This is a genomic window from Spirillospora albida, from assembly GCF_000718255.1.
Lineage (GTDB): Bacteria > Actinomycetota > Actinomycetes > Streptosporangiales > Streptosporangiaceae > Spirillospora > Spirillospora albida.
Map to the genome: position 1 here is coordinate 1 of NZ_JOFJ01000007.1, position 21,655 is coordinate 21,655.

Consider the following 21,655-nt stretch of genomic DNA (forward strand, 5'->3'; position numbering starts at 1 on the left):
CGATGGTACTGCATGGGAGACCGTGTGGGAGAGTAGGACGCCGCCGGACACATATCAGAGAAGGCCCCGCCGAAAGGCGGGGCCTTTCTCATTTTCCGGAGCCATTTTATAATGGCTGGCCGGTCAGTCCCACCAGAACCACCACATGCCCGCGCCGACCAGTTCCTCGGCGTACTCGTCGATGACTCCGCCTCCCTGGTCGACGTTGTCCGGGCAGAATGCGTGATGCTCCGCGGCCACGGCACGGGCATGCTCGAAAGTGATCGGTGGTGACGCCACCGAGAGACCGAGAGTGGCGAAGCCGACCGTCACCACCCGAGCTCCGAACCGCTCTTCCCAGGACCGCACCACGGCGGAGATCTCGCGGGTGTGGTTCGTGTGGTTGGCCGGTCCCTGCCAGCCCACCGCGGTCAGGGCGTCCGCGCCGCGTACGGCGGGAACGAGCCCGACCAGATGCGCCTTGTCCGCGGCGAGTTCCGCCGCCATGGCCGCCGCATGGGCCTCCGCGTCCGCCGCCGGGGTCGGGGCCGAGGCCAGGCCCGGCCACGGCCGCGGGAACGATGTCCCGTCGTCGTCATCCCACCACCCCCGCAGGACCTCATTCGCGTCCAACCGGTCGATCTCCGCCACGGACTGATGGACGAGGTCGCCCGTGTCCCGCCACGGCCGGTCCGGCGCGCCAGCGTACGGGCTGGTCAACGTGTCCAGGAGCAGGGGGTAGAGCCCCGTCCTCTCGCGTTCCGCGTACGAGCGGGCCCACCAGCCGCCCGCGTTCGCCTGCGGCGCGTCGGAAAGCCAGAGCACGGGACGGGCTCGGCCACGGCCGCGAGCGGGATGGGCTCGGACGACCCGTCCGGGAGGCAGATTCTCCGGCAGCGCTGGGAAGGGTGCATCGGGCATGGCCGACAAGTTAGCGGCCGCCACCGACACCCGTCCCGTGGTGATGTGCGATCCGAGGAGCCCGCGCGGCCCCTCTAGGGCGGGAGATCACCGGCGCGGTCTTCCCCGGGTGCGTCAGAGGGGCTGCCTATGCTGCCGATATGAGCATCGACTGGACCGGAGAGCTCGCCGACCAGCTCGACCACCACTGGCGGATGCAGCTGAGACCGCGCCTGGACGGCCTGACCGACGATGAGTACTTCTGGGAGCCGGTGCCCGGGGCGTGGAGCGTCCGGCCGCGCGCGGAGGCGGTGAGCCCGATGGCCGCCGGAACGGGCGACCTCGTGATCGACTTCGCGTACCCGGAGCCCGACCCGCCGCCGGTGACGACGATCGCCTGGCGGCTCGGGCACATCATCGTCGGCGTGTTCGGCGCTCGGGTCGCCGCCCATTTCGGTGGCCCTCCGGTGGACTACCCGTCGTTCCGGTACGCGGCGTCCGCCGACGAGGCCCTGGACCGGCTCGACGACGTCTACTCGGCCTGGCGGGACGGGGTCCGCGGCCTCGGGCCGGACGATCTGGCCCGGCCGTGCGGCCCCGCCGAAGGGCCCTACGGCGACCGGCCCATGGCGACGCTCGTCCTGCACATCAATCGCGAGGCCGTTCACCACGGGGCCGAGATCTCCCTGCTCCGCGACCTCTATCGCGCGGGGCAGGGCTGAGCATGGCGCTCTCGGCACGGCTCGCCGCGATCGTGGACGCGCTGCCTCTCGCCCCCGGCCTGCGGGTCCTGGAGATCGGATGTGGCCCCGGCGCGGCGGCGCGGGCCGTCGCCGCGCGGCTCGGAAGCGGGCACATCCTGGCGATCGACCGGTCCGCCACGGCGGTCGCGCAGGCCGCCGCGGCCTCGGCTGCGGAGATCGCGGCCGGGCGGATGAGCGTCCGGCGAGCGGCGATCGAGGACTTCGCCCTCGCGGACGGGGAGGCGCCGTTCGACCTCGTGTTCGCCGTCCGGGTCGGCGCGCTCGACGGGCGGCACCCGGAGGCGGGCCGCCGGGCGCTCCCGCGCATCGCCGCGGCCCTGGCCCCCGGCGGCCGGGTCTTCACCGACGGCGGGGACCCGCTGCGGGAACTCGTCCTCTGAGCCGTCGCCCCGGCCGGGCGTTGGGCCCGAGAGGGCGCCGGCGCGGTGGTGATCGGGGCCGAAGTCAGGTGGGGCGGGTGGTCAGGGCCCGGTCGAGGGTCGTCGCCCATTGGGCGAGGAGGCGGGTGCGGCGGGGCGCGTCGTCGGTGAGGAGGTCGGCGAGGCCCAGGCCGCGGACGAGGTCGAGGGTGGCCTGGACGGTCTCGCGGACGCCGGGGACCGACTCGTCCGCGCCCAGGGCCTTGACCGTGAGGCGGTGCGCCTCGCGTCCGACGTGCGCCTCGAGCGGGAGGATCTGCGCGCGGAGCTGCTCGTCGGAGCTGGCGGCGACCCAGAGCTGAAGGGCGGCCCGGAACAGCGGCGAGGTGTACATCTCGCCCAGGAGGGCGACGACCTCGTGCGTGGACGGACGGTGGTCGGCCAGGGTGTCCAGGCGGTCGCGCATCTGGTCCAGCCGGACCTCGGCGCCGTACTCGACGGCGGCCGTCACGAGCTCCTCGCGGGTGCGGAAATGGTGCTGCGCGGCGCCCCGGGAGACGCCGGCGCGCTCGGCGACGACGGCGACGGTGGTGCGGGCCCAGCCGAGGAACGCGAGGCAGTCGATCGCCGCCTCGAGGAGGCGCTGCCGGGTGGCCCGGCTGCGGTCCTGCTGCGGTTCGCGGGGAACGGCCTGCGCGGTCATCGTGTCCTCGGGTCGGGTGCGCGTCCCAGTCAACCAAACCCGCAATGAAACAATCAAGCACGATTGATTTTTTCGACCGGGGCTGACAGGGTGCAGGCATGAGCCAACCGTTGCGGATCGGCAATGCCTCGGGCTTCTACGGCGACCGCTTCACCGCGGTGCGGGAGATGCTGACGGGCGGGCCGCTCGACGTGCTCACGGGGGACTATCTCGCGGAGCTGACGATGCTGATCCTCGGCCGGAGCCGGCTGAAGGATCCGGACGCCGGGTACGCGTCCACGTTCCTCCGCCAGATGGAGGAGTCCCTCGGCCTCGCCGCCGACCGGGGCGTCCGGATCGTCACCAACGCGGGCGGTCTGAACCCGCGCGGGCTGGCCGCCCGGCTGCGGGAGCTGGCCGCGCGCCTCGGTGTCGAGGTCCGGGTGGCCCATGTCGAGGGCGACGACCTGCTGCCGCGCGCGAAGGAACTGGGGTTCACCGACGGGCCGTACGGCGCGCCGCTCACCGCGAACGCCTACCTGGGCGCGTGGGGGATCGCCGAGTGCCTGCGGGCGGGCGCCGACGTGGTGGTGACCGGCCGGGTGACGGACGCGTCGCTGGTCGCCGGCCCGGCCGCGGCGCACTTCGGCTGGGCGCGCGACGACTGGGACGCCCTCGCCGGCGCGACCGTCGCGGGCCACGTGCTGGAGTGCGGAGCGCAGGCCACCGGCGGCAACTACGCCTTCTTCGAGGAGATCCCCGGCGGGAGGCCGCTGGGCTTCCCCCTGGCGGAGGTCCACGCGGACGGCTCGTCCGTGATCACCAAGCACGACGGGACGGGCGGTGCCGTCACCGTCGGGACCGTCACCGCGCAGCTCCTCTACGAGATCGGCGGCCCCGCCTACGCCGGGCCGGACGTGACGGCGCGGTTCGACACCGTCCGGCTCTCCGATGACGGCCCCGACCGGGTGCGGATCAGCGGTGTCCGAGGGGCCCCGCCGCCCGCCATCACCAAGGTGTGCCTCAACCACCTGGGCGGCCACCGCAACGAGATGACGTTCGTGCTGACCGGGCTCGGCATCGAGGCGAAGGCCGCCCTCGCCAGGGCGCAGCTGGAGGCCGCGTTCGGCGACGCCCCGCCCGCCCGCGTGGAATGGACGCTGGTCGGCACGCCGAAGGACGACCCCGCGACGCAGGGCGAGGCGACGTCCCTGCTGCGCTGCGCCGTCCTCGACCCCGACCCCGAGAAGGTCGGCCGGGCCTTCAGCGGGGCGGTCGTGGAGCTGGCCCTCGCCGGGTATCCGGGCTTCACGATGACGTCCCCGCCGGGCAAGGGCGCGCCCTACGGCGTCTACCGGCCGGCGTTCGTCCCGAACGAGGAGATCGGCCACGTCGCCGTCCTCCACGACGGCGCCCGCGTCCCCATCGCCCCGGCGCCCGTCACGGCCGATCCACCGGCCACCGTCGCGGCCGGCCCGCCGGGTCCCGTCGCGGACGGGGCGACCGCCCGGGTGCCGCTGGGGCGCATCGCCGGCGCCCGGAGCGGCGACAAGGGCGGGGACGCCAACATCGGGGTCTGGGCCGGGACCGACGCCCGGTTCGGCTGGCTCCACGCGTTCCTCACCGTCGAGCGGTTCCGGGAGCTGCTGCCCGAGTGCCGTGAGCTCCCCGTCCGGCGGCATGTCCTGCCCGACCTGCGCGCGGTCAACTTCGTCGTCGAAGGGCTGCTGCAGGAGGGGGTGTCCGCCTCGACGCGGTTCGATCCGCAGGGGAAGGCGCTCGGGGAGTGGCTGCGGTCGCGCCTCGTCGATGTTCCGGAGGGTCTCCTTTGAGATTGAAGAGCACGCTGGACGCGTCCGGCCCGCAGTACCGGGAGCGGCGCGCGGCCATGCTGGCGAAGATCGCCGAGCTGGACGCCGAGCACGGGAAGGCGCTCGCGGGCGGCGGTGAGAAGTACGTGGCGCGGCACCGCGAGCGCGGGAAGATGCTCGTCCGCGAGCGCATCGAGATGCTGCTCGACCCCGACTCGCCGTTCCTGGAGCTGAGCCCGCTCGCGGCCTGGGGCAGCGACTTCCCCGTCGGGGCCAGCGTCGTCACCGGGATCGGCGTGGTCGAGGGCGTCGAATGCATGATCGTCGCGAACGACCCGACCGTGCGCGGCGGGGCCAGCAACCCCTGGACGGTGAAGAAGAGCTTCCGGGCGGCCGACATCGCGCTGGAGAACCGGCTCCCCGTCATCAACCTGGTCGAGTCGGGCGGCGCGGACCTGCCGACGCAGAAGGAGATCTTCATCCCGGGCGGGCGGATGTTCCGCGACCTGACCCGGCTGTCGGCGGCGGGCATCCCGACGATCGCGCTGGTCTTCGGCAACTCGACCGCGGGCGGCGCCTACATCCCCGGCATGTGCGACCACGTCGTCATGGTGAAGGAGCGCGCGAAGGTCTTCCTCGGCGGGCCGCCGCTGGTGAAGATGGCGACCGGCGAGGAGGCCGACGACGAGGAGCTCGGCGGCGCCGAGATGCACGCCCGGACGTCCGGTCTCGCCGACCACATGGCCGTGGACGAGGCGGACGCGCTCCGGCTGGGGCGGCAGATCGTCAGGGGGCTGAACCACCGGCGGCTCGGGCCCGAGCCGGGTCCCGTCGCCGAGCCGCTGTACGACGCCGAGGAGCTCGCCGGGATCGTCCCGGAGGACCTGAAGATCCCGTTCGACCCCCGGGAGGTCATCGCCCGCGTCGCGGACGGCTCGGAGTTCGACGAGTTCAAGCCGCTCTACGGGACGAGCCTCGTCACCGGCTGGACCCGCGTCCACGGATACCCGATCGGCGTCCTCGCCAACGCGCAGGGCGTGCTGTTCGGTGAGGAGGCGAAGAAGGCGGCGCAGTTCATCCAGCTCGCCAACCGGGCCGGAACGCCGCTGCTGTTCCTGCACAACACCACCGGCTACATGGTCGGCAAGGAGTACGAGCAGTCCGGGATCATCAAGGCCGGCGCCCTGATGATCAACGCGGTGGCGAACAGCGGCGTCCCGCACATCTCGATCGTGATGGGCGCGTCGTACGGCGCGGGCAACTACGGCATGTGCGGCCGCGCCTACGACCCCCGGTTCCTGTTCACGTGGCCGAGCGCGAAGTCGGCCGTGATGGGGCCGCAGCAGCTCGCCGGCGTCCTGTCCATCGTGGGACGGCAGGCGGCGCAGGCGCGCGGCCAGGTCTACGACGAGGACGGTGACCGCGCCATGCGGGAGCTCGTCGAGGCGCAGATCGAGTCCGAGTCGCTGCCGTTCTTCCTGTCCGGGCGGCTGTACGACGACGGCGTCATCGACCCCCGCGACACCCGTACCGTCCTCGGCCTGTGCCTGTCCGTCGTCCACAACGCGCCGGTGCGCGGCGCGGACGGCTTCGGCGTCTTCCGGATGTGAGCGTGATGATCAAGAGTGTGCTGGTCGCGAACCGCGGCGAGATCGCCCGCCGGGTGTTCCGGGCGTGCCGGGACCTCGGCATCGGGACGGTCGCCGTCTGCTCCGACCCCGACGCCGCCGCCCCGCACGCGCGGGAGGCCGACGTCGCGGTGCGGCTGCCCGGCGCGTCCCCCGCCGAGACCTACCTCGACGCGGGCCTCGTCCTGGACGCCGCGAAGCGGTCCGGCGCCGCCGCCGTCCACCCCGGCTACGGGTTCCTGTCGGAGAACGCGGAGTTCGCGCGGGCCGTCATCGGCGCGGGGCTGACCTGGATCGGGCCGCCGCCCGAGGCGATCGCCGCGATGGGCTCCAAGATCGAGGCGAAGAAGCTGATGGCGGCGGCGGGCGTCCCCGTGCTGCCCGAACTCGACCCCGGCCGGGCCGGCGCGGACGATCTGCCGCTGCTGGTGAAGGCGTCCGCCGGCGGCGGCGGGCGCGGGATGCGGATCGTCCGGGACATCGGCGAGCTGGACGGCGCCGTGGCGGCGGCGCGGCGCGAGGCCGGGTCGGCGTTCGGCGACCCGACCGTGTTCTGCGAGCCGCTGCTGGAGGACGCCCGCCACATCGAGGTGCAGATCCTCGCCGACGCGCACGGGACGGTGTGGGCGCTGGGGGAGCGGGAGTGCTCCATCCAGCGCCGCCACCAGAAGATCGTGGAGGAGGCGCCGTCCCCGGCGGTCGGGCCGGAGCTGCGCGCGGCGCTCTGCGACGCGGCCGTGAACGCGGCCCGCGCCATCGGGTACACCGGCGCCGGCACGGTCGAGTTCATGCTGGCCCCCGGCGGGCGCTTCCACTTCCTGGAGGTCAACACGCGCCTCCAGGTCGAGCACCCGGTCACCGAGTGCGTCTACGGGGTGGACCTCGTCCGGCTCCAGATCGAGATCGCCGAGGGCGCCCGGCTGCCGGACGCCCCGCCCGCGCCGCGCGGCCACGCCATCGAGGTCCGCCTCTACGCCGAGGACCCGGCGCGCGACTGGCGGCCCGCGAGCGGCACCCTGCACACGTTCGAGATCCCCGGCGTCGACGACGAGTTCACCGTCTCCGCCGGGCTCAGGCTGGACAGCGGGGTGGAGAGCGGCGCGGAGGTCGGCGTCCACTACGACCCGATGCTCGCCAAGGTCATCGCGTGGGCGCCGACGCGGCGGGCGGCGGCGCGGCGGCTCGCCGCGTCGCTGCGCGGCGCCCGGATCCACGGCCTCACCACCAACCGGGACCTGCTCGTCCGGATCATGGAGGACGACGCGTTCCTGGACGGCGCCACCGACACCGGCTACCTCGACCGGATCGGCCTCGCCGTCCTCGCGGCGCCGCTCGCCGGCGAGGCCGCCGTGCGGGTGTCGGCCCTCGCCGCGGCGCTCGCCGGCGCGGCGGCGGACCGGGCGTCCGCGCCGGTGCTGGGCGGGCTGCCGTCCGGGTGGCGCAACCTCCGGTCGCAGCCGCAGCGGCGCTCGTTCGACGGGCCGTCCGGGACCATCGAGGTCGCCTACCACCTCGGCCGCGACGGCCTGCACTGCGACCTGTGTCCCGGGACGCGGCTCGTCGAGGCGGCGCCGGAGCGTGTCGTCCTCGACCATGACGGCCTGCGGGAGACCTTCACCGTGAAGGCCGCCGGCGGTGCCGTGCACGTCGACTCCCGGCTCGGGCCGGTGTCGTTCGCGGTCGTGCCCCGGTTCGCCGACCCGCAGGCCCGGATCGCGCCCGGATCGCTGCTCGCCCCCATGCCGGGCACCGTCGTCCGGGTCGAGACCGAGGCCGGCGCGACCGTCACCGAGGGCCAGACCCTCCTCGTACTGGAGGCGATGAAGATGGAGCACCGCATCGCCGCCCCCGCCGCCGGAACCGTGGCGGAACTCAATGTGGGCGCCGGACGGCAGGTCGAGGCCGGCGCCGTCCTCGCCGTGATCGAAGGGACCCCCGAGTGAGCTTCATCGAGACCGAGGAGCGGCGGGCGCTGCGCGCCGCCGTCGCCGAACTGGGCGCGAAGTACGGCTCGTCGTACTACGTGGAGAAGGCCCGGTCCGGGCAGAAGACGGACGAGCTGTGGGCGGAGGCCGGGCGGCTCGGCTACCTCGGCGTGAACGTGCCCGAGGAGTACGGCGGCGGGGGCGGCGGCATCGGCGACCTCGCGGCCGTCTGCGAGGAGCTCGCCGCGGCGGGCTGCCCGCTGCTGCTGATGGTGGTGTCCCCGGCGATCTGCGCGACGATCATCGCGCGGTCCGGGACGGAGGGGCAGCGCGAGCACTGGCTGCCCCGCTTCGCCGACGGCTCCGTGAAGATGGCGTTCGCGATCACCGAGCCGGACGCGGGCTCCAACGCGCACCGCATCACGACCACCGCGCGCCGCGACGGCGACGGCTGGGTGCTGAGCGGCCAGAAGACCTTCATCTCCGGCGTGGACGAGGCCGACGCCGTCCTGTTCGTCGCCCGGACCGAGGACCAGAAGGGCAACCTGCGCCCGTCGCTGTTCATCGTCCCGACCGGCGCCGAGGGCTTCACGCACACGCCGATCGACATGGAGATCGTGTCGCCGGAGAAGCAGTTCATCTGCCACCTCGACGACGTCCGCCTGCCCTACGACGCGCTCGTCGGCGACGAGGACGGCGGCCTCCTGCAGCTGTTCGCCGGCCTCAACCCCGAGCGGATCATGGCGTCCGCGATGGGCGCCGGGATCGGCCGGCTCGCGCTCGGCAAGGCGGTCGACTACGCCAAGGACAGGCAGGTCTTCAAGGCGCCGATCGGCGCGCACCAGGGGGTCGCGCACCCGCTCGCCGCCGCGAAGATCGAGCTCGAGCTGGCGCGGCTGATGGGGCAGAAGGCCGCCTGGCTGTACGACGGGGGCGACGACATGGGGGCGGGCGAGGCCGCGAACATGGCGAAGTACGCGACCGCCGAGGCCGCGATCCACTGCGTCGACCAGGCGATCCAGACGCACGGCGGCAACGGCCTCACCACCGAGTACGGGGTCGGGATGCTGGCGGGCGTCGTCCGGCTGATGCGGATCGCGCCGGTCAGCCGCGAGATGATCCTCAACTTCGTCGCCCAGCACTCCCTGGGCCTGCCGAAGTCCTACTAGGAGGCGAGCAGCGCGTCCAGCTGCGCGCCGAGGGGCGGCGCGTCCAGGCGGTTGTCGACCGCGATGTGCGGGACGGGCGGCGGCTCGTCCGGGCGCATCCGGGCGAGGAACGCGTCGAACCCGGCGAGCTTGCCCGCGTCGCGCGGCGAGGCGCGCTCGGCCAGCCGTTCGCGGAGGGCGCCGGCGTCGGTGCGGACCCAGACCAGCGTGATCGGGGGCCCGCCCAGCGCCGCCCCCCACGCCGCCCAGCGGTCCGCCGAGCGGATCTGGCCCGTGAAGGGGCCGCTGAGCAGGACCGGGCAGCCGTGCGCGCGGATCTCCCGCGCCGTCGCGGTCATCCCCGCGTACTCGTGCGCCTTGACGTGCGCGTCGTACCAGGGGCCCTCGCGCTCACCCGGGTCGCGGCCGGACGCGGAGAGGGTCGCCGCGACGAACGCCCCGTACATCGTGTCCTTGTCCAGGAGGGCCGGAACGGGGCGCAGCCGCGCCAGCAGCAGTTCGGCGACCGTCGTCTTGCCGGCGCCCGGCGGTCCCGCGACGACCCAGGCGGGGGCCGTCACGCGGGGATCCGCAGCCGCCGGGTCGCGAGGCGCTCGATGCGGTCCTCGTCGATCTCGTGGCCGAGGCCCGGCTGGGTGAGCGGCACGCCCACGACCCCGCCGGACGAGCGGACGGGCGGCGTCACGAACACCGGGCCGCCCGCCGGGTCGGTCACGTCGCTCGGCAGCGTGCAGCCGGGCAGCGCGGCCAGGGCGACGGCGGCGGCCTGCCCGATGCCGAACGCGCCCGCCCCGCTGCACCACACGTCCCAGCCCGCCGCGTAGGCGCGGTCGTGGGCGCTGCGCGCGGCGGTGAGGCCGCCGAGCCGGTCCGGCCGCAGGTGCAGCGCCCGGCCCGCGTCCAGCGCCAGCGCCGCGTCGAGGGTGTCGAGGTCGCCGATGCCGGGCGCGACGGCCGCGCCGACCCGCAGCTGCAGGGCCGCGTGCGCGGGCAGGTCGCCCGCGAACGGCCGCTCGATCGCGACCGGGCCGTAGGCGTCCAGGGCCTCCAGGACGGCCATGTGCTCGGCCGAGGGCGTGTAGGACCGCCCGCCGTCCACGACGAGGGCGAGCGCCGGGTACGCCTCCCGGATCGCGCGGACGGGCTCGATGTCCCAGCCGGGCCGCACCTCGACGGTGACGCGGGTGTGCCCGGCGCCGACCGCCCGGTTCGCGCGGGTCGTGACGATGTCGAGGACCGGCTCCGGCGGCAGCCGGGCACCGGTCACGATGGACGTGCGGGTGCCGCCGAGGGCGTGCGCGAGCGGCAGCCCCCGCGCCCGGCACCACAGGTCCCAGCAGGCGGTGTCGATCGCGGCGGCGGCGTCGCGGGAGCCGAGGTCGGCGGCCGCCGACACGTCCTCGGGCCGGTCCCAGTCGAGTCCGATGAGCGCCGGGCCCATGCGCTCGGCGATGTCGGCCCACGCCGGGCACGCGCCCGACGCCGGGACGGCGACCTCCCCCCATCCGGCCGCCGCGTCCGTGGTGAGGCGCACGAGGACGCTCTCGGGCCGCCGCCCGCGCGGCATCGCCACGCGGAAGGCGTCACAGCCGATGATCCGGGGCACCCGCACCGCCTCTCGTTCTCGCACGTCCTCCCACCATGATCCCCCCTCCGGGGAGCGGCGCGGACACGCCGCATCGGCCGCGCCGGCCGCGATGACCGGCCCGGACGCCGGTCAGGAGGGGCAGGCCGCGTCCAGCGACAGCGGTTTCGCCTGCGTCGCCGTGGGCTGCGGGGCGGCGCCGCGCCCGGGACGCGGCGTCGCGACGGTGCCGACCTCCGGGGCGGTCGCGGTGGGGGAGGGGGTGGCGCGCTTGGGGGCGACCGCCCGCGCGGTCAGCCTGCGGATCAGCGCGAAGTCGGGGTTTCCGGTGCTGATCAGCGGTGGGACGAACTGCAGGCTGTCGATCTGCGCGCCGCTCTTCACCTTGTCGGCCAGCGTGATCAGCGCGGGCAGCAGCTCCTGCGGGATGTCGGTGGACAGGGTCCGCTTGGCGGCGGAGGCGAGCCGGTCGAACTTGGAGAGGACGGTCTGCGGGTCGGCCTGCCGCGCGATCGCGCGCAGCAGGCACTTCTGCCGGCCCATCCGGACGTAGTCGCTGCTGAAGGTGCGCGACCGCCCGTACCAGAGGGCCTCCTTGCCGCCGAGCCTCCGGTCGCCCGGCTGGAGCACCTGGCCCTGCAGCCCGTACGGGATCGGCTCGGTGATCGTGATCCGGACGCCGCCCATGGCGTCGATGATGTCGGCGAACCCGAACATGTCGACGAGGATGTGGTAGTCGATCCGCAGGCCGAGGATGCCCGAGATCGTCGCCTTCAGCAGCTCCGGCCCCCGGTCGCCCTTCGCGACGCCGGGGACGATGTCGGGGTGCTCCTCGGCGTACTGGAAGACCTCGTTCAGCAGGCCGGGGTTGGCGGGGCCGTCGCCGGTGAAGCCGTAGGGGAAGCGGTTCCGGGCGGGCCCGGGCGGCATCGGGAAGCTCTCCAGGTTGCGCGGCAGGCTGAGCAGCACCGTGTGGCCGGTCCGGGTGTCGACGCTCGCGACCGTCATGCTGTCGGTGCGGACGCCCTCCCGGTTCTTCGCCGCGTCGCCGCCGAGCAGCAGGACGTTGACGCGGTCCTGGCCGTTCCACGGGTCCTTGGCGTCGACCGTCCGGCCGTTCTTCCCGCCGGCGCGGAAGATGCTGGTCAGCGCGTCGCGGTAGACGTAGGTGGAATGCGCCGACCACACGACCGGGACGGCGACGCCGAAGCACAGCACCGCCACCGCGGCGGCGCCGGCGGCGCGCGCGCCCACCGGCATCCGGTCCGGGCGCAGCAGCTGGTAGGAGCGGACGACGACGACGATCCACACGACGCCGAGGATCACGACGCCGAAGGCGACCCGCTGCAGCCAGTCGGGCCGGACGGCCAGGTGGATCAGGTCGCCCCGGTACACCGTCAGCGCGATGCCGAGGCCGGCCGCCAGGACGAGCTGCAGCCCGAGCAGGACGCCGCCCGCGGCGCGGCGGCCGGTGGCGAGATGGGCGACGCCCCACGCCAGTGCGGACGCCAGCGTCAGCGCCAGCGCTCGGGGCAGTTCGCCGGCGCCGGACGCGTCCGCGCCGCCGGGCCGGTCCCCGCTTTCCGGGGTGCGCCCGCGCGCCGCTCCACCCGACATGTCCGCTCCGATTCCCGATCCGCCGCGATTCTCACCACGTACGCCCGCCGCCGCTCACCTTTTGGACGCGCGAAGCGCAAGAAAGGTTGCGGAAGTGATCGAAGGGACACAGTACGTGGCCTCTGCGTCCGCGTCCCCCCAGAATAGGGCACTTACGGATCTTCGGTGCGTTCACCAGCTGGTGGCGAGCGGCATCCCCTCGGCGTAGCCGGACGAGCCCTGGATCCCGACCGTGGCCCGCTCGTGGAACTCCTCGAGCGTCCGGGCGCCCGCGTAGGTGCAGGAGCTGCGGAGCCCGGCGACGATCCCGTCGATGAGGTCCTCCACGCCGGGCCGCTGCGGGTCGAGGAACATGCGCGAGGTGGAGATGCCCTCCTCGAACAGCGACTTGCGGGCCCGGTCGAACGGGGAGTCGTCGGCGGTCCGCAGCCGGACGGCGCGGGCCGAGGCCATCCCGAAGCTCTCCTTGTAGAGCCGCCCGTCGGCGGCCCGCTGCAGGTCGCCGGGCGACTCGTAGGTTCCGGCGAACCAGGAGCCGACCATGACGCTGGCGGCCCCGGCGGCGAGCGCGAGCGCCACGTCCCGGGGGTGCCGGACGCCGCCGTCGGCCCAGACGTGCCGGCCGAGCCGCCGGGCCTCGGCGGCGCACTCCAGGACGGCGGAGAACTGGGGCCGCCCGACGCCGGTCATCATCCGGGTCGTGCACATCGCGCCCGGCCCCACGCCGACCTTGACGATGTCGGCCCCCGCCTCGATCAGATCGCGGGTGCCCTCGGCGGTCACCACGTTCCCGGCCACCACGGGGACGGCCGGGTCCAGGGCCCGGACGGCCGCCAGCGCGCCGATCATCTTCTCCTGGTGGCCGTGCGCGGTGTCGACGACGAGGAGGTCGGCGCCCGCGTCCAGCAGCGCCTTCGCCTTCCCGGCGACGTCGCCGTTCACGCCGACGGCGGCGGCGACCCGCAGCCGCTCGGCGGCGTCCACGGCGGGCTGGTAGAGCGTCGCGCGCAGCGCCCCGGTGCGGGTCAGCACGCCCGCGAGCCGTCCGTCGGCGCCGACGACGGGCGCGAGCCGGTGGCCCCGCTCGTGCAGCCGGTTGAACGCCTCCCGCGGGTCGACGCCCGCCGGGAGGGTGACGAGGTCGCTGGACATGATGTCGCGGACCTGGGCGAACCGGTCGACGCCCTGGCAGTCGGCCTCGGTGACGATGCCGATCGGCCGGCCGTCCTCGACCACGATCACCGCGTTGTGGGCGCGCTTGGGCAGCAGTGCCAGCGCGTCCCCGGCGGTGCTGCCGGGGTCGAGGGTGATGGCGGTGTCGACGACGTGGTCGCGGCCCTTGACCCATCCGATCACGTCGGCGACGACGTCGACCGGGATGTCCTGGGGGATGACGGCGACGGCGCCGCGCCGCGCGACGGTCTCGGCCATCCGGCGGCCGGACACAGCGGTCATGTTCGCCACCACGACCGGAATGGTCGCGCCGCTGCCGTCCGAGGTGGAGAGGTCCACCTCCAGGCGCGAACCGACGGCCGAGCGCCGGGGGACCATGAAGACGTCGTTGTAGGTGAGGTCGTGAGCGGGGCGCTCACCGTTGAGCAGGTGCACGGTCGGAGAACACACCAATCAGGGACGGAAGTGGCCGGGCCACCGTACATTGTGCGGCATACCCCCACGTGGCCGCGCCAAGCCCGGACCGTGGGGCGCACCCGTCCCTTCCTGCGGTGATGTCTCCGCGCGCGGTTCCGCGGACGGAGGGTTCCTCCGTACAGTTCCGGCCGGGGAACGCGCGCTTTATCGCGGCCGAGGGGAAAACCGTGCAACGTAGGGCTTGGCTCTCTGTAAAGTTACCTCTTGACGAAACTGCGCCGTCGTTGCACTTTTCTTACATGTGCCGCGCGCGGACGGCCGACGCCCCGGAAGGGGCGTGACAGCGGAACACCGGGAGAAGCGCATGCAGGCCACGCATCCGACCCCGGCCGCCCGTGCCCTCCCGCGCCGGCGCCCCGGCGCCGGACGGCCCGTCCCCGCGGAGCCGGCGCCGTCCGCGGCGCGCGGAAGTGATCATCGCCACGCCGCCCGCCCGCCGCCCCCGGCGGGTCCCGGCGCGCGGGCGAAGCCCCGCGGCATTGCGCTCTCACAACGGCACGGACGGCGTCGAATTCGTCACCACCCGGACCGGAGACCGACGCTTCGACGGTCGCCGGCCGCGACGAACACGAGCAAGATCAATATTTGACGTCAGACCGCCCCGAAATGGAATGATCTTGCAGTTACCAGCGGAACGCTTCATCACATGTCGAGGAGGACAGCCGTGCTGGATGCGGTCGACGCCGTGCTCGTCCGCGAGCTCCAGCGGGATGGCAGGGCGACGTTCCAGGCGCTCGCCGACCGCGTCGGGCTTTCCCGCACGGCCGTGCGGGCACGGGTGCAGAACCTTCTCGAGACCGAGGTCGTCCGCGTGGTCGGCATCGTCCACGCCGCCGTCGTCGGCGCCGAGGCGATCGGGCACGTGTCGGTCACCGTCGAGGGCGCGGCCCGGGAGGTCGCGGCGGTGGTCGCCGGGCGGGCCGCGGTCTGCTTCACCGCGCTGACCGCCGGCCCCTACGACCTGGTCGCCCAGGTCCGCACCCGGGACGACGCCTCGCTCGCCGCCGAGGTGGACGAGATCCGGTCCGTGCCCGGGGTGCGGTCCGCCGAGGTGTTCCGGTCGGTCGCCACCGTCCGCGACACCCACGCCGTCGTCCGGGAGCTCGGCGACGTCACCCTCGACGACATCGACTGGCGGCTCCTGCAGGAGCTGCAGCGCGACGGCAGGGCGCCCTACACCCGGCTCGCGCAGATCATCGGCCTGTCGCAGGCCGCGACCCGCGCCCGCGTGGTGCGGCTGATGCGGACGGGCGTCATCCAGGTCACCGGGCTCGCCGACCCGCACGCCCTCGGCGCGGCCGAGCTCGGCGGGTTCGGCATCGTCGTCACCGGCGGCCTCCGCAAGGTCGCCGAGGCGGTCGCCGCGCAGGAGGGCGTGCGGTACCTCGCGACCGGGTTCGGGCGCTACGACATCGTCGGGCAGGCCGAGGCCGCGTCCCGCACCGGGCTCGTCTCCGTGCTCGACGCGATCCGGGAGGTGCCGGGGGCGACCGTCCGGGAGTCCTGGCACCACCTCGACGTGGTCAAGGAGTCCTACGCCGCGGAGCTCCCGGACAAGCCGCCGAACGGCGCCTGACGGCGGGCCCGGCCGCGGCCCACCGCCCGGCCGGAACCCCGGTCAGCGGTGGGCGCGGGCGGCGCCCTTGGCGAACGCCAGGAAGTCGCCGGCCGCGCGGGGGAGCCGCCGGTTCGCGTGGACGAAGCCGATCCGGCGCGTGATCGGCGGCATGAACGACCGGACGGCGACGCCCTCGGTGTCGTCCAGCTGGTTGCGGTACCAGAGCAGTGATCCCCGGCCGGCGCGGACCCAGCCGAGCCACGCGCCGCGCGCGTCCGACTCCACGGCCGCGACGGGCGTGGCGCCGATCCGCCGGAGCATCCCGTCGATCTCCGCGCGGGGCGCGCCGCCCCGGGCGGGCAGGACGAGCCGCATCCCGTCCAGCGCGTCGTGCGACACCGGTTCGCGCACCCGCAGCCCCGGCGGGGAGATCAGCACGATCTCGCGCTCCTCGAACGGATGCGCCGTCAGGTCGCCGGGCACGGGCAGGTCGGTGAGCGCGAGGTCGGCCTGTCCCGCGCGCAGCGCCGCCGCGACCCCGTCCCGGCCGGGGCACCGGATCACCCGCACCCGGATCGCCGGCTGGTCGCGGGCGAACAGCGGGATGAGGCGGCCGGTCAGCTCCGGCTCCAGCGAGGCGGTCGTCGCGATGCGCAGCTCGGCGCCGCGTGCGCCGTCCCGCCCGGCGGACATGTCCTCGATCGCGTCCACGGCGTCGAGCGCGATCCGCGCCTGCCGGACGACCCGCTCCCCGACGGCGGTGAGCACGACCCCACGGCCGGAGCGGGCGAACAGCTCGACACCGAGTTCGCGCTCCAGTTCCCGCACGGCCCGCGACAGCGCGGGCTGCGCGACGTAGAGAGCCTCGGCCGCCGACGTCATCGTGCCGTGGTCGGCGGTCGCCACGACGTAGCGCAGCTGCCGCAGATTCATGGCACGACGGTATGACACCGGACCGGCCCGGTCCCCGACATAGCCGGATCCGGCCTGGAAACCCGGTTCACCCGCGGTTTTCGTCCCCTTTGCGGCCATCGGACGGACCAGGTCCGGGGTCCAGCGGCGGCGCGGCCACGGCGCAGTGCCGCCGCGCGGCCGGCTCCCTCGGCGGCCCGGCGGGCGCGCGCAGCACGTCCCCGGCGATCGTGAGCAGGCTCAGCAGCGCCGCGGCCAAGAGCAGCGCGGCGCACACCGCCATGGCGGCCGCGAAGCCGCGTGCGAACCGGGACGGATCGGCGAGCGCCCCGCCGGTCAGCCCGGTCAGCGGCGGGACCGCGGCGACCGCGAGCAGCCCGGCGGCGCGCGCCACCGCGTTGTTCACGCCGCTGGCGACTCCCGCGTGCCGCTCGTCCGCGGTGGCGAGGACGGTCGCGGTCAGCGGCGCCACCACCGCCGACAGCCCGAGGCCGAACACCGTCACGGCGGGGAGGACCTCCCGCCAGTAGGAGGGGGACGCGCCGATCCGGGCGAGCAGCAGCGTCCCGCCGGCGGCGGCGGCCAGCCCGGCGGCCATCGGGAGCCGGGGGCCGATCCGCTGCGCGAGCGCGCCCGCCCGCGCCGACAGCAGCAGCATCAGCACCGTGACCGGCAGCAGCGCCGCGCCCGCCGCGATCGGCGAGAACCCGCCCGCCACCTGCAGATGGAGGACGAGCAGGAAGAACAGCACGCCCATCGCGCCGTACATCAGGAACGTCACGCCGTTGACGGCGGAGAACTGCCGGGACGCGAACACGCTCAGCGGCAGCATCGGCGCGGGCGGCGCACCGCCGGACGGCAGCCGCCGCCCCCGGCCGAACGCCCGCTCGACCAGCACGAACCCGGCCGCGGCGGCGAGCCCCAGCCCGGCCGCCGCCACCACCGGGACGGAACGGCCGCCCGGCGCCTCCGTCAGCGCGTAGGTCGTCCCGGCGAGCGCCAGCGCGGCCAGCGCCGCGCCCGGCACGTCGAAACGGCCCCGGGCGCCCGGATCGGAGCTCTCGGGGACGTGGCGCACCGTCACCAGGACCACCAGCGCGACGAGCGGGACGTTCAGCAGGAACACCCAGCGCCAGCCGGCCGCGTCCACCAGCCAGCCGCCCGCGAACGGCCCGGCCGCCGCCGCCACGCCGCCGAGGCCCGACCACGCGCCCACCGCCCGGGGCCGGTCCTCGTGCGCGAACGACGCCTGGATGATCGCCAGCGAGCCGGGGGTGAGGAGCGCGCCCCCCACGCCCTGCAGCGCGCGCGCCGCCACCAGCAGCGGGATGTTCGGCGCCAGGCCGCACAGCACCGACGCGGCGCCGAACCACACGACGCCGACGAGGAACACCCGCCGCCGCCCGTACCGGTCCCCGAGCGAGCCGCCGAGCAGGATGAAGCCGGCGAGCGTCAGCGTGTAGGCGTTCACCGTCCACTGCAGGCCCGCCAGATCGGCGCCCAGCTCGCGGCCGAGCGCCGGGAGGGCCACGTTCACCACGGTCGCGTCGAGCATCGCCACGCTCGACCCGAGGACGGTCGCCAGCAGCGTCCAGCGGCCGGGCGGCGTGCCGAGCCGAAGGCCCGCCATCAGCCGGCCGGTCCCGTCGTCACCCGCTCATCGTCGCACGGCGCCGGCGGGTCACCAGTGGTCGGGGCTGAACGGCTCGTCCTCGGGGCGCGCCGACTCCGACAGCAGCCGCAGGTCCGACTCGACCATCATCTCGACCAGCCCCGCGAACGTCACCTCGGGCTCCCAGCCGAGCTGCTCGCGGGCCTTCTTCGGGTCCGCGCACAGCAGGTCGACCTCGGCGGGACGGGTGTAGCGCTCGTCCAGGACGACGTGGTCCTCCCAGTCGAGGCCCGCCGTCCGGAACGCGAACTCGACGAGCTCCCGCACCGACTGCGTCCGGCCCGTCCCGATGACGTAGTCCTCGGGGGAGTCCTGCGCCAGCATCATCCGCATCGCGCGGGCGTAGTCGCCGGCGTAGCCCCAGTCGCGGCGCGCGTCCAGGTTGCCGAGCCGCAGCTCCGACGCCAGGCCCAGCTTGATCCGGGCCGCGCCGAGCGACACCTTGCGGGTGACGAATTCGGCGCCCCGGCGCGGCGACTCGTGGTTGAACAGGATGCCGCTGACCGCGAACATCCCGTACGACTCCCGGTAGTTCTGGGTGATGTAGTGCCCGTAGCTCTTCGCGACCCCGTACGGGCTGCGCGGGTGGAACGGCGTCCGCTCGGTCTGCGGCGTCTCCCGCACCATGCCGAACATCTCGGACGAGGATGCCTGGTAGAAGCGGATCTGCGCGCGGCCGGGGGTGCGGGACGGGCTGATGCCCGAGACGACCCGGATCGCCTCCAGCATCCGCAGCACGCCCATGCCGGTCACCTCGGCGGTGAGCTCGGCCTGCTGCCACGACATCGGCACGTAGGAGATCGCGCCGAGGTTGTAGACCTCGTCGGGCTGGACCCGCTCGACCGCGGAGATCAGGCTGCCCTGGTCCAGCAGGTCACCGGTGGTGATCTGGACGTCGCCGATGTGCTTGCGCAGCCGCGCGACGTGCGGGTTGGCCTGGCCGCGCACGAGACCCCAGACCTCGTACCCCTGCTCGAGCAGGTGCTCGGCCAGGTACGAGCCGTCCTGTCCGGTGATGCCGGTGATGAGTGCTCGCCTGGACAGCGGATCCTCCATGCTGAATAGGGCAGTCGCGGGTCCGGCGCGGAGCCGGTCGCGGCAAGCGTGACATATGAGATTAGCGACCCCGTCACGGGCGTGACGAGCGAGGGCCGCCTTTGAACCGAATTTGCTTCTGTTCTGCCCGTTCCGTGCCCGGATGTGCCACGGTAAGGCATCATGACCTCACCGGATGCCCCGCTGCGCCTCAACGGCCGCCCGCTCACCGGGACGGCGATCATGGCCGTGGTGAACCGGACGCCCGACTCCTTCTACGACCGCGGCGCCACCTACGCCTTCGATGCCGCCCTCGACGCCGTCGCCCGCGCCGCCGAAGAGGGCGCCGACATCGTCGACATCGGCGGCGTGAAGGCCGGACCGGGCGACGACGTCGACGTCGCCGAGGAGCTGCGCCGGGTCGTCGACCTCGTCGCCGCCGTCCGCGCACGGCACCCGGACCTCGTGATCAGCGTCGACACCTGGCGCGCCGAGGTCGGCGAGGCCGTCGCGCGGGCGGGCGCCGACCTGCTCAACGACACCTGGGGCGGCCCCGACCCCCGGCTCGCCGAGGTCGCCGCCGCGCACGGCATCGGCCTCGTCTGCGCGCACGCCGGACGGCAGCGGCCCCGCACCCGCCCCCACCGCGCCGGCTACGGCGACGTGGTCGCGGACGTCATCGCGCACGTCACCGGCGAGGCCGAGCGGGCGGTGGCGCTCGGTGTCCGCCGGGACGCGATCCTCATCGACCCCGCCCACGACTTCGGCAAGAACACCCTCCACTCCCTGGAGGTCACCCGCCGGCTCGGCGAGCTCACCGCGACCGGCTGGCCCGTCCTCGTCGCCGTGTCGAACAAGGACTTCATCGGCGAGACGCTCGGCCGCCCGGTCGACAAGCGCGGCGTCGGCACGATGGCCGTGCTCGGCGTTTCGGCCTTCCTCGGCGCCCGCGTCCTGCGCGTCCACGACGTCGCCGCCGCGAGGAGGGCCCTCCGCGCGGTGGCCGCGCTCTGAAGGGGCCCTGTTCAAGGGACCGGGCTCTAGGTGGCCGCCTCGCGCTGCCGCGCGCGGTACGCGGCCACGTGCATGCGGTTGCCGCAGGTGCGGCTGTCGCAGTACCGGCGGCACCGGTTCCGGGACAGGTCCACCAGGACCCGGTCGCAGTCGGGCGCCTCGCACGTCCGCAACCGGTCGAGCTCACCGGCCGCCACCACGTAGGCCAGCGCCATCCCGCAGTCCGCCGCGAGCCGCTCGCCGAGCGGCGCCCCCGGCGCGAAGAAATGGACATGCCAGTCGTAGCCATCGTGGTCGGTCAGATGCGGCGTCGCGCGGACCTCCCCCACGATCTCGTTGATCAGCCGGACGGCCGCCTCCACCCCGCCCGCCCGGAACACGTCGTGGAACCGCCCGCGCAGCTCCCGGACCCGCGCGACGTCCTGCTCGCCCAGGGCGCCGACCTCGCTGAAGGCGTTGCGCGCCACGAACGCCCGCAGCGCGGCCGGCCCGTCGAGCTCCTCAGCGCCGGACGTCGCCGCCCCGGTGTTGATGAGATCGACGACGGCTGCCAGCGCGTGCTCGGTGTCATGGGTGAAGATCACAACGACTCCAGTATCGGCTCCGGGCGGGAGGCTGGGCAGTCGGCTGGGGACCGCCGTTCAGCTCACTTGGAGTAATGGGGATCGGCGACCACGGGGTAGAAGGCGTCGGCGTGCTGGATGCGCATGGTGACGGCCGCGCCCTCCTGGGTGTACTCGGCCTTCACCTGGCGGAACATCGAGTCGCTCGCCCAGGGGTTGTAGAGGCGGCCGACGGTGGCCCCGTAGCGGAGGTGGACGACGTCGTAGCCGCCGGACGGCATGGCCTCCAGGGCGAGGCCGTCGGGGAGGGAGAGGGTGAAGCGGAACTCGGAGGGGGCGTCCGGTCCGTGGATCACGGTGAGGAGTCGGACGCCGCTGTCGGTGGTCTGGGCGACGATGTCGGTGTCGACGTCCACCCCGACGAACACCCGGAGGCTCGGGCGCAGCACCTGGGCGACCGTGTCGGCCGCGGCCGTGTCGATGCCGAGGTGGAGGCGCTGGCCGTCGCGGGTGGGCATCCACACGCCGTCCCGGGCGCGCTGCCCCCAGGCGACCTCCGGGTTCTCCAGTTCCTGAGGCTCGTTCTTGCCCCGCGCGACGAGAATTCTCGAGGCCGCGCTCATCGCCGCGGCGGCCCCGTCCCGTGCGTGCCTCATGGCGGTGGCCCCCTCGCCCTGTTCCATCACGAAGATGGCGTCTCAACCTGTCCCGGATTCGTCACGGAAGACCCCTGGCAGGGCGCGTCGCGGCGCACCTGGCGGTTTCGTGACGTCCGTGCGTCGTTGGACCTTACACCACCGTCTTCCCTGCGGGCCCGGCCGATGGCGGCCGC

19 protein-coding genes are annotated in these 21,655 nt (G+C 74.3%); 8 read left to right on the forward strand and 11 right to left on the reverse strand.

Translation table 11 applies throughout. From position 1 onward, the window contains the following. Nucleotides 1–123: 123 nt before the first annotated feature. A complete protein-coding gene (locus tag IE99_RS0111465; RefSeq protein WP_211258782.1) occupies nt 124–630 on the reverse strand; it encodes a DUF4253 domain-containing protein in 507 nt (168 codons plus the stop codon). A gap of 410 nt (nt 631–1,040) precedes the next feature. On the opposite strand from IE99_RS0111465, the gene IE99_RS0111470 reads away from it, so the two are divergent. Both IE99_RS0111470 and IE99_RS0111475 read left to right on the forward strand, forming a co-directional pair. Continuing rightward, entirely contained in the window at nt 1,041–1,601 is a 561-nt protein-coding gene (locus IE99_RS0111470) for a DinB family protein (protein ID WP_030168049.1), read from the forward strand. Nucleotides 1,602–1,603: 2 nt separating this feature from the next. Beyond that, a complete protein-coding gene (locus IE99_RS0111475; RefSeq protein WP_211258783.1) occupies nt 1,604–2,023 on the forward strand; it encodes an SAM-dependent methyltransferase in 420 nt (139 codons plus the stop codon). 64 nt (nt 2,024–2,087) lie between these two features. On the opposite strand, the gene IE99_RS0111480 is transcribed toward IE99_RS0111475, so the two are convergent. Next, nucleotides 2,088–2,705, reverse strand: coding sequence for a TetR/AcrR family transcriptional regulator (locus IE99_RS0111480; RefSeq protein WP_030168055.1), 618 nt, complete (start codon nt 2,703–2,705; stop codon nt 2,088–2,090). Nucleotides 2,706–2,803: 98 nt separating this feature from the next. Between IE99_RS0111480 and IE99_RS0111485 the strand changes: the two genes are divergently transcribed. From IE99_RS0111485 to IE99_RS0111500, 4 genes are read left to right on the forward strand one after another with little or no spacing between them, the layout of a single operon-like run. Next, nucleotides 2,804–4,516, forward strand: coding sequence for an acyclic terpene utilization AtuA family protein (locus IE99_RS0111485; protein WP_030168059.1), 1,713 nt, complete (start codon nt 2,804–2,806; stop codon nt 4,514–4,516). After that, nucleotides 4,513–6,105, forward strand: a complete 1,593-nt coding sequence (locus tag IE99_RS0111490) for an acyl-CoA carboxylase subunit beta (protein WP_051712401.1) — start codon at nt 4,513–4,515, stop codon at nt 6,103–6,105. Before IE99_RS0111485 ends, IE99_RS0111490 begins: the two co-directional genes overlap by 4 nt. Before the next feature lie 5 nt (nt 6,106–6,110). After that, nucleotides 6,111–8,066 (forward strand): acetyl/propionyl/methylcrotonyl-CoA carboxylase subunit alpha, encoded by a 1,956-nt coding sequence (locus tag IE99_RS0111495; RefSeq protein ID WP_030168065.1) that lies wholly within the window; start codon nt 6,111–6,113, stop codon nt 8,064–8,066. Continuing rightward, entirely contained in the window at nt 8,063–9,217 is a 1,155-nt protein-coding gene (locus tag IE99_RS0111500; RefSeq protein WP_030168068.1) for an acyl-CoA dehydrogenase family protein, read from the forward strand. Before IE99_RS0111495 ends, IE99_RS0111500 begins: the two co-directional genes overlap by 4 nt. Here the strand turns inward: IE99_RS0111500 and IE99_RS0111505 are convergent. The 4 genes from IE99_RS0111505 to IE99_RS0111520 form a co-directional block, all read right to left on the reverse strand. Next, a complete protein-coding gene (locus IE99_RS0111505; protein WP_030168071.1) occupies nt 9,214–9,777 on the reverse strand; it encodes a P-loop nucleotide/nucleoside kinase family protein in 564 nt (187 codons plus the stop codon). The genes IE99_RS0111500 and IE99_RS0111505 overlap by 4 nt on opposite strands. Further along, the gene (locus IE99_RS0111510) at nt 9,774–10,847 is read right to left on the reverse strand and encodes an enolase C-terminal domain-like protein (protein ID WP_342666212.1); all 1,074 of its coding nucleotides are present in this window, start codon (nt 10,845–10,847) and stop codon (nt 9,774–9,776) included. The genes IE99_RS0111505 and IE99_RS0111510 overlap by 4 nt, the downstream gene beginning before the upstream one ends. 87 nt (nt 10,848–10,934) lie before the next feature. Further along, nucleotides 10,935–12,419, reverse strand: a complete 1,485-nt coding sequence (locus IE99_RS0111515) for an LCP family protein (RefSeq protein WP_030168076.1) — start codon at nt 12,417–12,419, stop codon at nt 10,935–10,937. Nucleotides 12,420–12,590: 171 nt separating this feature from the next. Further along, nucleotides 12,591–14,027, reverse strand: coding sequence for a GuaB1 family IMP dehydrogenase-related protein (locus IE99_RS0111520; protein ID WP_030168080.1), 1,437 nt, complete (start codon nt 14,025–14,027; stop codon nt 12,591–12,593). A 706-nt stretch (nt 14,028–14,733) separates the two neighbouring features. On the opposite strand from IE99_RS0111520, the gene IE99_RS0111525 reads away from it, so the two are divergent. After that, the gene (locus IE99_RS0111525) at nt 14,734–15,645 is read left to right on the forward strand and encodes an Lrp/AsnC family transcriptional regulator (RefSeq protein ID WP_037559195.1); all 912 of its coding nucleotides are present in this window, start codon (nt 14,734–14,736) and stop codon (nt 15,643–15,645) included. Nucleotides 15,646–15,687: 42 nt separating this feature from the next. On the opposite strand, the gene IE99_RS0111530 is transcribed toward IE99_RS0111525, so the two are convergent. The 3 genes from IE99_RS0111530 to IE99_RS0111540 all read right to left on the reverse strand — a co-directional run bounded on the left by IE99_RS0111530 (nt 15,688) and on the right by IE99_RS0111540 (nt 19,267). Continuing rightward, the gene (locus IE99_RS0111530) at nt 15,688–16,560 is read right to left on the reverse strand and encodes a LysR family transcriptional regulator (protein ID WP_030168085.1); all 873 of its coding nucleotides are present in this window, start codon (nt 16,558–16,560) and stop codon (nt 15,688–15,690) included. A 67-nt stretch (nt 16,561–16,627) separates the two neighbouring features. Next, nucleotides 16,628–18,169, reverse strand: coding sequence for an MFS transporter (locus IE99_RS0111535; RefSeq protein ID WP_030168088.1), 1,542 nt, complete (start codon nt 18,167–18,169; stop codon nt 16,628–16,630). 51 nt (nt 18,170–18,220) lie between these two features. Further along, nucleotides 18,221–19,267 (reverse strand): GDP-mannose 4,6-dehydratase, encoded by a 1,047-nt coding sequence (locus IE99_RS0111540; protein ID WP_211258784.1) that lies wholly within the window; start codon nt 19,265–19,267, stop codon nt 18,221–18,223. A 162-nt stretch (nt 19,268–19,429) separates the two neighbouring features. Here IE99_RS0111540 and folP point away from each other — a divergent pair, with 162 nt between their 5' ends. After that, nucleotides 19,430–20,260 carry a dihydropteroate synthase gene (gene folP / locus IE99_RS0111545; protein ID WP_030168097.1) on the forward strand — a complete coding sequence of 277 codons (831 nt, stop codon included), beginning with the start codon at nt 19,430–19,432 and terminating at the stop codon, nt 20,258–20,260. 26 nt (nt 20,261–20,286) lie between these two features. Here the strand turns inward: folP and IE99_RS0111550 are convergent, their stop codons facing one another. Both IE99_RS0111550 and IE99_RS0111555 read right to left on the reverse strand, forming a co-directional pair. Further along, on the reverse strand, nt 20,287–20,844 hold the full coding sequence (locus IE99_RS0111550) for a CGNR zinc finger domain-containing protein (RefSeq protein WP_030168100.1): 558 nt from the start codon (nt 20,842–20,844) through the stop codon (nt 20,287–20,289). A gap of 62 nt (nt 20,845–20,906) precedes the next feature. Continuing rightward, nucleotides 20,907–21,479: a hypothetical protein gene (locus IE99_RS0111555; protein ID WP_030168102.1), complete on the reverse strand. Its 573-nt coding sequence runs from the start codon at nt 21,477–21,479 to the stop codon at nt 20,907–20,909. Nucleotides 21,480–21,655 lie beyond the last annotated feature (176 nt).

Excerpts from the sequence above, each read along its gene's own strand:
- IE99_RS0111470 (WP_030168049.1), top strand. The coding sequence starts at position 1,041 with ATGAGCATCGACTGGACCGGAGAGCTCGCCGACCAGCTCGACCACCAC.
- IE99_RS0111475 (WP_211258783.1), top strand. The coding sequence starts at position 1,604 with ATGGCGCTCTCGGCACGGCTCGCCGCGATCGTGGACGCGCTGCCTCTC.
- IE99_RS0111480 (WP_030168055.1), bottom strand. The coding sequence starts at position 2,705 with ATGACCGCGCAGGCCGTTCCCCGCGAACCGCAGCAGGACCGCAGCCGG.
- IE99_RS0111485 (WP_030168059.1), top strand. The coding sequence starts at position 2,804 with ATGAGCCAACCGTTGCGGATCGGCAATGCCTCGGGCTTCTACGGCGAC.
- IE99_RS0111495 (WP_030168065.1), top strand. The coding sequence starts at position 6,111 with ATGATCAAGAGTGTGCTGGTCGCGAACCGCGGCGAGATCGCCCGCCGG.
- IE99_RS0111515 (WP_030168076.1), bottom strand. The coding sequence starts at position 12,419 with ATGTCGGGTGGAGCGGCGCGCGGGCGCACCCCGGAAAGCGGGGACCGG.
- IE99_RS0111530 (WP_030168085.1), bottom strand. The coding sequence starts at position 16,560 with ATGAATCTGCGGCAGCTGCGCTACGTCGTGGCGACCGCCGACCACGGC.
- IE99_RS0111535 (WP_030168088.1), bottom strand. The coding sequence starts at position 18,169 with ATGGCGGGCCTTCGGCTCGGCACGCCGCCCGGCCGCTGGACGCTGCTG.
- IE99_RS0111540 (WP_211258784.1), bottom strand. The coding sequence starts at position 19,267 with ATGGAGGATCCGCTGTCCAGGCGAGCACTCATCACCGGCATCACCGGA.
- folP (WP_030168097.1), top strand. The coding sequence starts at position 19,430 with ATGACCTCACCGGATGCCCCGCTGCGCCTCAACGGCCGCCCGCTCACC.
- IE99_RS0111555 (WP_030168102.1), bottom strand. The coding sequence starts at position 21,479 with ATGAGGCACGCACGGGACGGGGCCGCCGCGGCGATGAGCGCGGCCTCG.